The sequence below is a fragment of the Bacillus sp. AG4(2022) genome, from assembly GCF_031844465.1.
GTDB classification, from domain to species: Bacteria; Bacillota; Bacilli; order Bacillales; family Cytobacillaceae; genus Bacillus_AB; species Bacillus_AB infantis.
This window is the reverse complement of record NZ_JAUZVH010000001.1, coordinates 520,276-532,972: the sequence shown is the minus strand read 5'-3', so window position 1 is coordinate 532,972 and position 12,697 is coordinate 520,276. Positions and strand designations below refer to the sequence as shown.

At 47.0% G+C, this 12,697-nt stretch carries 11 protein-coding genes; all 11 read left to right on the top strand.

The window, feature by feature from the left end; genetic code table 11:
• The first annotated feature begins 314 nt into the window (after positions 1-314).
• The 11 genes from Q9R36_RS02630 to rpsO all read left to right on the top strand — a co-directional run bounded on the left by Q9R36_RS02630 (position 315) and on the right by rpsO (position 12,596).
• On the top strand, positions 315-4,637 hold the full coding sequence (locus tag Q9R36_RS02630; RefSeq protein WP_009795859.1) for a PolC-type DNA polymerase III: 4,323 nt from the start codon (positions 315-317) through the stop codon (positions 4,635-4,637).
• 339 nt (positions 4,638-4,976) lie between these two features.
• Complete coding sequence (rimP, locus tag Q9R36_RS02625; RefSeq protein ID WP_170939423.1) at positions 4,977-5,450, top strand: ribosome maturation factor RimP; 474 nt, start codon at positions 4,977-4,979, stop codon at positions 5,448-5,450.
• A 42-nt stretch (positions 5,451-5,492) separates the two neighbouring features.
• On the top strand, positions 5,493-6,677 hold the full coding sequence (gene nusA, locus Q9R36_RS02620; RefSeq protein WP_094767427.1) for a transcription termination factor NusA: 1,185 nt from the start codon (positions 5,493-5,495) through the stop codon (positions 6,675-6,677).
• A 16-nt stretch (positions 6,678-6,693) separates the two neighbouring features.
• Entirely contained in the window at positions 6,694-6,975 is a 282-nt protein-coding gene (rnpM, locus tag Q9R36_RS02615) for an RNase P modulator RnpM (protein ID WP_035403514.1), read from the top strand.
• Positions 6,975-7,277: a YlxQ family RNA-binding protein gene (locus Q9R36_RS02610; RefSeq protein ID WP_009795854.1), complete on the top strand. Its 303-nt coding sequence runs from the start codon at positions 6,975-6,977 to the stop codon at positions 7,275-7,277. Before rnpM ends, Q9R36_RS02610 begins: the two co-directional genes overlap by 1 nt.
• Before the next feature lie 19 nt (positions 7,278-7,296).
• Positions 7,297-9,543, top strand: a complete 2,247-nt coding sequence (gene infB, locus Q9R36_RS02605) for a translation initiation factor IF-2 (protein WP_306009591.1) — start codon at positions 7,297-7,299, stop codon at positions 9,541-9,543.
• Positions 9,543-9,824: a DUF503 domain-containing protein gene (locus Q9R36_RS02600; RefSeq protein ID WP_009796000.1), complete on the top strand. Its 282-nt coding sequence runs from the start codon at positions 9,543-9,545 to the stop codon at positions 9,822-9,824. The genes infB and Q9R36_RS02600 overlap by 1 nt, the downstream gene beginning before the upstream one ends.
• A 14-nt stretch (positions 9,825-9,838) precedes the next feature.
• Positions 9,839-10,210, top strand: coding sequence for a 30S ribosome-binding factor RbfA (gene rbfA / locus Q9R36_RS02595; protein ID WP_022543722.1), 372 nt, complete (start codon positions 9,839-9,841; stop codon positions 10,208-10,210).
• Positions 10,211-10,301: 91 nt separating this feature from the next.
• The gene (gene truB / locus Q9R36_RS02590) at positions 10,302-11,219 is read left to right on the top strand and encodes a tRNA pseudouridine(55) synthase TruB (protein ID WP_094767426.1); all 918 of its coding nucleotides are present in this window, start codon (positions 10,302-10,304) and stop codon (positions 11,217-11,219) included.
• A gap of 32 nt (positions 11,220-11,251) precedes the next feature.
• Complete coding sequence (gene ribF, locus Q9R36_RS02585; protein ID WP_009795997.1) at positions 11,252-12,208, top strand: bifunctional riboflavin kinase/FAD synthetase; 957 nt, start codon at positions 11,252-11,254, stop codon at positions 12,206-12,208.
• A 118-nt stretch (positions 12,209-12,326) separates the two neighbouring features.
• Entirely contained in the window at positions 12,327-12,596 is a 270-nt protein-coding gene (gene rpsO / locus Q9R36_RS02580; RefSeq protein ID WP_009795996.1) for a 30S ribosomal protein S15, read from the top strand.
• The last annotated feature ends 101 nt before the right edge of the window (positions 12,597-12,697 follow it).

Sequence of the window (12,697 nt, the reverse complement as noted above, 5' to 3'; positions counted from 1 at the left end):
ACAGCGCGCAAGCGCGAGGAGGCTCAACTCCGCCCCACGGAAAGCGAAGTGCCTGCAACGCAAATCAACAGACTCATATACAGCAGGCATTTTTCTGCAAATCACAACCAAATTACTCCAGGGGTTAGATATCATTGTTCTAATTGATAATGTAAAAGACTTTAAAAAGTAGACATGCCAAATTAAAACCAACTTCATTTTCACACTATTTCTTTTTCAAAACACACCCACTCTTTATGGTATAATGACTAATGTTTCTAACCAAAAAAACAATCACAAATAGAAAATAGATTTTAAGGATAGGAGAGAGAACGATGAGCGATGCCACAGGCAAAAAAGAGCGATTCCACCTCTTGCTCCAGCAGCTTCAACTCACAGAAGATGCCTTTGTAAAGCATTTCGAAAATGCACAAATAGACAAAGTAGTAATAGAAAAGCAAGCGAAGAAATGGCATTTTTACTTCATGTTTGACAGCATCCTGCCATGCAGTGTCTTCAGCCGGTTTTCTGTCCAGCTTGAAAAAACATTTTCACATATAGCAAACACATCTTTTACGATAGAAGTGGCAGACCAGAACTTCACACAAGAGCTTCTCCTGGATTACTGGAAAAGCTGCATCCAGGAAATCGAGGGGATATCACCTCCGCTGATCAAGCTTCTGAATGAACAGACGCCGAAGGTTCAGGGAACGAAAGTCATATTGAATGTCCGCAATGAAATGGAAGGGCTGGCGATCAAGCGGAAGTATGCCGGCATGATAGCGAATGTCTTCCAGACGTTTGGCTTTCCCATGCTGACAATCGATACAGAAATAAATGCCGATTCCTCATCAAACGCCGAATATGAGCAATTCCTGAAGGCAAAGCAGCAGGAAGATCAGGAACGGGGCCGCCAGGCAATGATCGATATGCAGAAAAAAGAAGCCGAGGGAGACTCAGGCTCCGGCGAACTGCAGGGACCGCTTTCTATCGGCCTTACCATCAAGGACGATGCCGACTTCAGGCGTCTTGAGGAAATTGTCGATGAAGAGCGCAGGGTTGCGGTTGAAGGCTTTATTTTTGCAGCTGAAACAAAAGAGCTCCGAAGCGGCAGGACCTTGCTGACTTTTAAGGTCACAGACTATACAAGCTCCATCATGGTCAAAATGTTCTCGCGCGATAAAGAAGATGCAGCCCTGTTCCAGCATGTCCAAAAAGGCATGTGGGTGAAGGTGCGCGGAAGCATTCAGAATGATACTTTTGTTCGTGACCTGGTCATGATCGGAAACGACATTAATGAGATTAAGCCGGTCCTGAGAAAAGACACGGCACCGGAAGACGAGAAACGGGTCGAGCTTCACCTTCATACGCCTATGAGCCAGATGGACGCAGTTTCATCGGTAAGTGCGCTGGTATCACAGGCGAAAAAATGGGGCCATAAGGCGATTGCCATTACAGACCATGCCGTGGCGCAGTCATTCCCTGAGGCATTTGGTGCCGGAAAGAAAAATGATATTAAAATCCTTTACGGAGTCGAAATCAATCTGATTGATGACGGCGTTCCGATTGCCTATAATTCTGCCCCGATCCCTCTGGCAGAAGGTACGTATATCGTCTTTGACGTCGAAACAACAGGGCTTTCCGCTGTTTATGACACGATCATCGAGCTTGCGGCTGTCAAAATACATGACGGCGAAATCATAGACAGATTCGAATCATTTGCGAACCCGCATCATCCTCTGTCAGCGACAACGATAGATTTAACAGGCATCACGGATGACGATGTCAGGAATGCCCCAGAGGTAGAAGAGGTGCTCCGCAGGTTTAAAGAGTGGTCCCAGAATGATATCCTGGTTGCCCATAACGCTTCATTTGATATGGGCTTTTTGAATACAGGGTATAAAAGATATGGTCTCGGCAAAGCCGCCAACCCTGTCATCGACACTCTGGAACTAGCAAGATTCCTGCTTCCTGAGATGAAGAACCACCGCCTGAACACATTGGCAAAGAAATTCGATGTTGAGCTCACACAGCATCACAGAGCCATTTATGATGCTGAAGCTACAGGTTATCTATTGATCAAGATGCTCAAAGAGGTTATGCAAAAAGGCATTGAATATCATAATCAGCTTAATGACAATATGGGCAAGGGCAATGCCTACCAAAGGGCGCGTCCGTCCCATTGCACACTGCTGGCCCAAACAGAGGCGGGCCTTAAGAATTTATTTAAACTTGTATCCATTTCACATATGAACTATTTTTACCGGGTTCCGAGGGTTCCCCGTTCATTGCTTGAAAAGTACAGGGAAGGTATCCTTGTCGGCTCTGGCTGCGACCGCGGCGAGGTTTTTGAAGCGATGATGCAGAAGGGGCCGGAAGAAGCTGAAGATCTGGCTTCCTTTTATGACTATCTTGAAGTCCATCCAAAAGCTGTCTATGCACACCTGATTGAATTGGAGCTGGTCAGGGATGAAAAAGCACTGGAAGAAATCATTTCGAATATCGTGAAGCTTGGTGAAAAGCTGGACATCCCTGTCGCAGCTACCGGGAATGTCCATTACTTGAATCCTGTTGATAAAATATACAGGAAGATCCTGATCAATTCACAGGGCGGCGCCAATCCGCTGAACCGCCACCAGCTCCCGGATGTACATTTCCGGACAACCAATGAAATGCTCGACGCCTTCTCCTTCCTCGGCAAGGAAAAGGCAAAGGAAATTGTTGTCGAAAACACCAATAAAGTTGCCGACATGATAGATTCCATTAAACCGATCAAGGACGACTTGTACACTCCGAAAATCGATGGTGCGGATGAAGAAATGCGCAATATGAGCTATGACATGGCAAGGCGGATTTACGGGGATGAACTGCCGGAAATCGTCGAGGCCAGGCTTGAAAAAGAGCTTAAGAGCATCATTGGCCATGGATTTGCCGTTATTTATCTCATCTCTCATAAGCTAGTAAAAAAATCGCTGAATGATGGGTATCTCGTTGGTTCGCGGGGATCGGTCGGTTCTTCTTTTGTCGCAACCATGACCGAGATTACGGAAGTAAACCCGCTGCCGCCGCATTATGTCTGCCCGGCCTGCAAGCATTCCGAGTTCTTTAACGACGGCTCTGTCGGATCGGGCTTTGATCTTCCTGACAAAAACTGCCCGACCTGCGATATTCCCTACCGCAAAGACGGCCATGACATCCCGTTTGAAACGTTCCTTGGATTCAAAGGGGACAAAGTCCCTGATATTGACTTGAACTTCTCAGGCGAATATCAGCCGAGGGCACATAATTACACAAAGGTATTGTTCGGTGAAGACAATGTTTACCGTGCGGGAACGATCGGCACTGTAGCAGATAAAACGGCTTACGGATATGTTAAGGCATATCAGCAGGACAACAACCTGCAGATCCGCGGTGCAGAGATTGACCGCCTTGCATCAGGATGCACAGGCGTAAAAAGAACAACCGGCCAGCATCCGGGGGGTATCATCGTTGTCCCTGACTATATGGATATCTTCGATTTCTCGCCGATCCAGTTTCCGGCCGATGACAGAACATCTGAATGGAAGACGACCCATTTTGACTTCCATTCAATTCATGATAATCTCCTGAAGCTCGATATACTCGGCCATGATGACCCGACTGTCATCAGGATGCTCCAGGATCTGAGCGGGATCGACCCTAAGACAATACCGACTGATGATCCCGAGGTCATGAAGATTTTCTCCGGGACTGAATCATTGGGCGTTACTCAAGATCAGATCATGTGTAAAACAGGGACGCTTGGCATACCGGAATTCGGGACGCGCTTTGTCCGCCAGATGCTTGAGGATACAAAGCCGACCACCTTCTCTGAGCTTGTCCAGATATCAGGCCTGTCGCACGGGACGGATGTATGGCTCGGCAATGCACAGGAGCTTATCCATAACAGCATCTGTACTCTGAGTGAAGTAATAGGCTGCCGTGATGACATCATGGTCTATCTGATCTATCAGGGGCTGGAGCCTGCCTTTGCCTTTAAGATCATGGAGTCGGTCCGTAAAGGAAAGGGACTCTCTGATGATATGGAAGAAGAAATGCGAAAAAATGAAGTGCCGGAATGGTATATTGATTCCTGCAAAAAGATTAAATATATGTTCCCGAAAGCACATGCTGCCGCCTATGTGCTGATGGCTGTCCGGATCGCTTATTTTAAAGTCCACCATGCCCTCCTTTACTATGCGGCCTACTTTACGGTCAGGGCTGAAGACTTTGATGTGGAAGCAATGGTCCGCGGATCACAGGCAATCAGGGCGAAGATCGAGGAAATCAACGCAAAAGGACTTGACGCATCTCCAAAGGAAAAGAACCTTCTTACCGTTATGGAGCTTGCTCTAGAAATGAACGAACGCGGCTATAAATTCTCGAAAGTGGACTTATACCGTTCGGATGCAACTGATTTCATCATCGACGGCGATTCTCTCATCCCGCCATTCAATGCAATACCGGGGCTTGGCACAAATGCAGCCCTTAACATTGTAAAGGCAAGGGGAGAAGGGGAGTTTCTTTCTAAAGAAGATCTCCAGCAAAGAGGAAGGATTTCCAAAACAATCCTTGAGTACCTGGATAATCACGGCTGCCTGGAGTCGCTCCCTGATCAAAACCAGCTGTCATTATTCTAAACCAGACGTTTGGCTGCTGACTCTGCTGGCATGGCAAACCCTTGCCAGCACGGCTATTCCATTTGCATAAAAAATTTGGTTATGGTATAGTTTTATTGGAAATACTAAGGATAACTCTCGAAAAAGAGTGGGGCAACCCACTCTTTCGTGTTGTGTACGCTAATTTCTGAACGCTTCTCCAGGCATCTGCTCTGTGAAAGAAGCATGTTCCGGCTGAAAGCCCCCCCCTTAGAGGGGGGTCTCTTTAAATGCCGGGGCCGGGCTTTTTACAGGCATGGGCCTGAGCATCCCGGGATATTACATACGGGTTTAAGGATGCCTTAACACCAAAGGAGGGAAATTATGAGCAAAGTGACTGAAACCGTCGAAGAGCTGGTCACCCCTATTGTGGATGAACTCAATCTGGAGCTGGTTGATATTGAATATGTGAAAGAAGGAAAAGAGTGGTTCCTTCGCGTATTTATTGATAAGGAGCAGGGTGTCGACATTGAAGAATGCGGCCTTGTCAGCGAAAGGCTCAGCGAAAAGCTCGACGAACTCGATCCTATTCCTTATAACTATTTCCTGGAAGTCTCATCGCCGGGTGCTGAACGCCCTCTGAAAAAAGAGAAGGACTATAAAAGTGCAATCGGAAAAAATGTCCTCATTAAAACGTATGAACCAATAGATGGCGAAAAAACGTTTGAAGGTAAGCTCACTCAATTTGATGGTGAGACAGTGACTGTGGAAGTCAGGGTCAAGACAAGAATAAAAACAATTTCCATTCCTTATGAAAAAGTGGCCAATGCCCGTTTGGCAGTTACTTTCTCATAAGGAAGAAACGAGATTTAGGAGATTAAAGGGGGATACAATCTCATGAGCAGTGAATTGCTGGATGCTCTGACGTTGCTGGAAAAAGAAAAAGGAATTTCTCGGGATATCATTATTGAGGCCATTGAAGCAGCCTTGATTTCAGCTTACCGCCGAAACTTCAACCAGGCGCAAAATGTCCGCATCGATTTGAACCTTGGAAGCGGAACGATGAGGGTTTTTGCCCGCAAGGAAGTAGTAGAGCAGGTCTTTGACCCGCGTCTTGAAATCAGCCTTGATGAAGCCAAGGGCATCAACCCGAATTATCAGGTTGAAGATGTGGTTGAATTAGAGGTCACTCCGAAGGACTTCGGCCGAATCGCTGCACAGACTGCCAAGCAGGTTGTAACACAGCGTGTCCGTGAGGCAGAGCGCGGGATCATCTATTCAGAATTCATCGACCGCGAAGAAGACATCATGACCGGGATCGTCCAGAGGCAGGACCCTAAATTCATTTACGTCAGCCTCGGCAAGATCGAAGCCATCCTTCCGGCCAATGAGCAGATGCCGAATGAACAATATAAGCCTCATGACAGGATCAAGGTTTTTATCACGAAAGTTGAGAAAACGACTAAAGGGCCGCAGATTTTTGTTTCCCGGACGCATCCTGGCTTATTGAAGCGCCTGTTTGAAATTGAAGTGCCTGAAATTTATGACGGCACCGTTGAAATTAAATCGGTTTCAAGGGAAGCGGGAGACCGTTCCAAGATCTCAGTTCATGCTGACAACAGCGAAGTCGATCCGGTTGGATCCTGTGTAGGTCCAAAAGGGACTCGTGTACAGGCAGTCGTCAATGAGCTGAAAGGCGAGAAAATCGACATTGTTAAATGGTCGCCGGATCCGGTTGTCTTTGTAGCCAATGCATTGAGCCCTTCCAAGGTGCTGGATGTTATTGTGAATGAAGAAGATAAGGCAACAACCGTAATCGTGCCGGATTACCAGCTTTCGCTTGCAATCGGGAAGCGCGGGCAGAATGCGCGCCTTGCTGCCAAGCTGACCGGCTGGAAAATCGACATTAAATCTGAGACTGAAGCCCGTGAATCAGGCATTTTCCCTCGTGAAGAGTCACTTCTTACTTTTGATGAAGAAGATTACGCTGATGATGCGGATTATGATACTGATACAGACTTCACTGCGGAAGAAGAGGCAGATTTTGAATCTGATTATGACGCAGATGAAGACAGGGAGTAAGAAAGGGTGAATGATCGTGAACAAGAATAAAAAGGTTCCCATGCGTAAATGTGTCGCTACCGGTGAAATGAAGCCGAAAAAAGAACTGGTTCGCATCGTTCGCTCTAAGGAAGGCGAGGTCTCTTTGGATCTGACCGGGAAAAAGTCAGGCCGGGGAGCTTATCTTTCCAGAGATAAAGAAGCAGTCTTATCAGCACAAAAGAAAAACATACTCTCAAATCATCTGGATGCAGCAGTGGATGATTCTATATATGAAGAGCTTTTAGAGCTCATAGAGAAGGAGAAACGACTATCCTGATGAACTCAAATCAATGGATGTCATTGCTTGGCTTGGCCAATCGAGCACGCAAGATCATATCGGGTGAAGAGCTCTCCGTCAAAGAAATAAGGGGCGGCAAGGCGAAGCTCGTGCTGCTGTCAGCAGATGCGTCTGCGAATACAGCAAAAAAAGTGACAGACAAATGTAAATCCTATAACGTTCCATATAAAATAGTGGAAAATCGTCACCTTCTTGGTCAAGCGATCGGAAAAGAAGCACGTGTAGTTGTGGCTGTCCTTGACAGCGGGTTTGCAAAAAAACTGTTGACGCTGCTCGATTAATTCTACCGGGGGTGAAAATATGAGTAAAATGCGCGTCTATGAATATGCAAAGAAATTCAATATTTCAAGCAAAGACGTTATTACAAAATTGAAAGACATGAACGTGGAAGTTTCAAACCATATGACAACGATTGAAAACGATGCTGTTAAAAAGCTGGATGAAATTTTCGGCAAAAAGGCCGACACTAAACCAGCCAGGCCTAATCAGTCAGCAGGAAATCAAAAGCCGCAGCAGAACAGCCAGCCAAGGCCAAAAGCTTCAGGCGAGCAGAACAGCAATAGCAGCAGCCGCGACAAAGCAAGGCCATCTGCACCGGCAAACCGTTCAGGCGGCGGCAATCAATCCAAGTCATTTGGAAACAATAACAACAATAACAGCAGCCGCGGCAATAACAACAATAACCGCAATAAGAACAACAACAATAACAATAATAAAAACCGCAACAACCGCAATAACCAGAATAAAGGGAAGCAGCATACTAACCATGCTCCTCAGCCCCGCAAAGAAAAAGAACTTCCGGCTAAAATCACCTTCAGTGATTCATTGACTGTGGCGGAGCTCGCTAAGAAGCTTCACCGTGAACCTTCAGAAATCATCAAAAAGCTCTTTATGCTTGGCGTAATGGCTACGATCAACCAGGATCTTGACAAAGATGCCATCGAGCTGATTGCCGGTGAATACGGCGTGGAAGTAGAGGAAGAAATCCTCATCGATACAACTGACCTTGAGGTTTACTTCACAGAAGATGAAAGTGCTGAACTGTCTGAAAGGCCGTCTGTCGTAACGATCATGGGCCACGTTGACCATGGTAAAACGACTCTTCTTGACAGCATCAGGAACACAAAGGTGACTGCAGGCGAGGCTGGCGGAATCACCCAGCATATCGGTGCTTATCAGGTAGAAGAAAACGGCAAGAAGATTACTTTCCTTGATACACCGGGACACGCCGCGTTTACGACTATGCGTGCCCGTGGAGCAAAGATCACGGATATTACAATCCTGGTTGTTGCAGCTGACGACGGAGTTATGCCTCAGACTGTAGAAGCAATCAACCATGCAAAGGCAGCCGAGGTGCCGATCATCGTTGCCGTCAACAAAATGGATAAGCCTGCTGCCAATCCTGACCGCGTGATGCAGGAACTGACAGAGCACGGACTTGTGCCTGAAGCGTGGGGCGGAGAAACGATCTTTGTTCCGCTTTCAGCCCTGACTGGAGATGGAATCGACTCCCTGCTTGAGATGATCCTTCTTGTCAGCGAGGTTGAAGAATACAAAGCCAACCCTGACCGCAATGCAGTCGGAACGGTCATTGAAGCACAGCTTGACAAAGGCAGGGGTTCAGTTGCTACCCTTCTTGTCCAGAATGGAACACTTAAGGTCGGCGATCCAATCGTAGTCGGCACGACGTTTGGACGTGTGCGTGCAATGGTCAATGATCTTGGCCGCCGCGTCAAAGAAGCAGGTCCATCCACACCAGTTGAAATCACTGGTCTGAATGATGTGCCGCTTGCAGGCGACCGCTTTGTCGTATTCAAGGATGAAAAAACAGCCCGCCAGGTCGGCGAAGTGCGTTCACAGCAGGCGATCCAGGCCCAGAGAAGCGAAAAGACGCGCGTCAGCCTTGATAACTTGTTTGAACATATGAAACAAGGGGAAATGAAAGATCTAAACATCATTATCAAAGCGGATGTTCAAGGGTCCGCCGAGGCGCTTGCAGCTGCCTTGAATAAGATAGATGTTGAAGGTGTCAATGTAAGGATCATTCATACAGCAGTCGGTGCGATCAATGAATCAGACATCACCCTTGCCGCTGCTTCAAATGCCATTGTCATCGGCTTTAACGTAAGGCCTGATAATAATGCGAAGCGTGCAGCAGATACTGAGGAAGTGGATGTTCGCCTCCACAGAATCATCTACAAAGTGATCGACGAGATCGAATCAGCCATGAAAGGCATGCTTGATCCGGAATTCGAAGAGAAAGTCATCGGCCAGGCTGAGATCCGCCAAACCTTCAAGGTATCAAAGGTTGGAACGATTGCCGGCTCCTATGTTACAGATGGAAAAATCACACGTGACAGCGGCATCCGCCTCATCCGAGACGGAGTGGTCATTTTTGAAGGCGAAATCGATGCCCTCAAACGCTTTAAGGATGACGCGAAAGAAGTCAGCCAGGGCTACGAGTGCGGAATTACCATCAAAAACTTCAATGATGTAAAAGAAGGCGACGTTGTCGAAGCATATATCATGGAAGAAGTGGAACGTTAATGGTAGTTGGCCTTGCAGCCTGCGAATGCATGATTTATGATGCACATTCCTTAAAAGAAAAAAGGGCTGTTCTGCAGAGGATCATCATGCGGCTCAGGCAGAGGCATAATCTGTCTGTTGCTGAAGTTGATTTCCAGGATACGTGGCAGAGGACCAAAATTGCCGTTGCGGCAGTTGCTTCTGCCCGTGTCTCCGCTGAAGCGGAGCTGCAGAACGCTCTCAAGCTAATCGATTCGTTTCCGGAAATAGAACGGACAATCACAGATATAGAGTGGCTTTAACAAGAGGTGATCATATGAGCCATAGAGCAAACAGAGTTGGAGAACAAATGAAGAAAGAGCTTGGCGAGATCATTGGCCGAAAGATCAAGGATCCCCGCATTGGCTTTGTGACTGTAACTGATGTTGCTGTTACCGGAGACCTGCAGCAGGCAACCGTGTATATCTCGGTTCTCGGCGATGAAGAGAAAAGGGAAAACACGCTCAAAGGACTTGCCAAAGCAAAAGGGTTCATCCGTTCAGAAATTGGACAGCGCATCCGGCTTCGCAAAACACCTGAAATCATCTTTGAGTTTGATGAATCAATCGATTATGGAAATCGCATTGATACACTTCTTCATAAAATCCAGGAAGAAGGCCAATCTAAAGAAGAACAGGATAAAGAATAAGCTTCCGGAAAAGGATAGACTCTGGTCTATCCTTTTTTTGGCTGTCCAGGCCGGGGAGCCAGCGTACATATAGTATTGGAGGGGTATGGAAATGGAAGGAATCATACCGTTATTTAAACCTAAAGGGATGACATCCCATGATTGTGTATTCAAGCTGCGCAAAATCCTGAGGATGAAAAGGATCGGCCACACCGGCACACTTGATCCGGATGTGACGGGAGTCCTTCCCATCTGCATTGGCAGGGCCACAAAAGTCGCGGAATATATCACCGATGCCGGAAAGGCTTATGAGGGCGAAGTCACACTCGGCTTTTCCACTTCAACAGAAGACGCATCTGGTGAAAAAATTGAAGAAAAACCTGTTGCCGGTAGAGTTACAAGAGCACAAGTCATTGATGTCCTTGAGAATCTAAAGGGTGAGATCACACAGACGCCGCCTATGTACTCTGCTGTAAAGGTGAATGGCAAAAGGCTTTATGAATATGCCAGAAAAGGAATCGAGGTAGAGAGGCCGACACGAAAGGTCAGCATCTACTCAATCGAGCTGCTGAGCGAGGAGCAGGAATTTGAAGGGCCCAATCCTTCTTTCCGCTTCCGGGTCGAATGCAGCAAAGGGACTTACATCCGTACGCTTGCTGTAATGATCGGTGAAGCGCTGGGTTATCCTGCCCATATGTCGGGCCTTGAAAGAATCCGCTCAGCCTCTTTTGCGAAAGAAGAGTGCCTGACATTCGAAGACATTGAAGCTCTTCAGGAAAGCGGTGAGCTTGCAGCAAAAATCAGGCCGCTCGAAGAGGGGATTTCTCATTTGCCGAAATACACGATTAGTGATACAGTTGCAGAGAAAGTAAAAAATGGAGCACTTCTGAATATACCGGATTTCCTGGAGAAAGAAACAGGCCCGATTGTCGTCCAGACAGAGGCAGGGACTGCCCTGGCCATCTATCTTCACCATCCGGCAAAGCCCGGCCTTATGAAGCCGTCAAAAGTGCTTAGAAACGAAGCATAGTATCCAGCAATAGAAAAAGGTGAGTATCATCAATGGAAGTCATTGCTATTAAACATCCCCATCAATTTGCCAGAACGGATTTTCCCGGGCTGTCCATGGCCCTGGGTTATTTTGACGGGGTTCATCTCGGACATCAGAAAGTCATTCTTGAAGCGAAAAAAGCGGCAGAGCAAAAAGGGCTGAAAAGCGCAGTCATGACCTTTGATCCCCACCCTTCTGTCGTACTGGGGAAAAGCGTACAGCATATAGAGTATATAACGCCTCTTGAAGATAAAATCAAAGAGATATCGAAGCTTGGCGCCGATTATTTATTTGTCGTCGAATTCAGCAGCAGCTTTGCCAGCCTGCTTCCCCAGGAGTTTGCTGACCAATACCTGATCGGCCTCAATGCCAGGCATATAGTGGCTGGTTTCGACTACAGCTATGGCAGGATGGGCAAAGGCACGATGGAGACCCTTCCGTTTCATTCAAGGGAAGAATTTACATACACCGTGGTCGACAAGCTCACAGACGGCACGGAAAAAATCAGTTCCACCCTCATCCGCCAGAAAATCAGAGAGGGGCATACAGAAGAACTTCCGGGACTGCTGGGCAGATATTATACCACGCGCGGCACTGTCATCCATGGAGATAAGCGGGGCAGGACGATCGGCTTTCCAACCGCAAACATCGACATCGGAACCAGCTATATCTATCCGCCGACAGGGGTGTATGCCGCCAGGATGCGCGTTGATGGGAGCTGGGTAGAAGGCGTCTGCAATGTCGGCTATAAACCGACATTCAATAAGCCGGCTGCCGACCGGCCCTCAATAGAGGTCCACCTCTTCGATTTCAGCAGGGAAATTTACGGCTCTGAAGTAGAGATAGAATGGCACCGCTATTTGCGTTCAGAGAGGAAGTTCTCAGGCGTAGATGAACTGGTTGCCCAAATTTCGAGGGATAAAGACGCAGCTGTCGGCTACTTTGAAAATAATGAAGGTTTAACTTGATTTTTGTCCTGAAAAGCTGTATTCTTATAAACGTACCAAAAATAAGAACCTTTGCTTGGCAAGTCGAGTCACCGACGCTTGCTCAGTGACAGGGGATAAACATTAGGAGGTGAACAGGATGGCAATCACTCAAGAACGTAAAAATGAACTGATCAATGAGTACAAAACTCATGAGAACGATACTGGATCTCCAGAAGTTCAAATCGCTGTCCTTACAGAATCAATCAACAACTTAAACGATCACTTACGCACTCACAAGAAAGACCACCATTCACGCCGCGGTCTTCTTAAGATGGTAGGTAGACGCCGTAACCTATTGACTTACCTGCGTAACAAGGATGTTACTCGTTACCGTGAGTTAATCACTAAGCTTGGTTTACGCCGATAGTATTGAAAGCGGGATTTTTTCCCGCTTTTTTATCGTCTTTAAGTGATATTTACAGAAAGCCGGCTTATAAAAAAGCAGGCTTTCTGTATACATAGATTGAT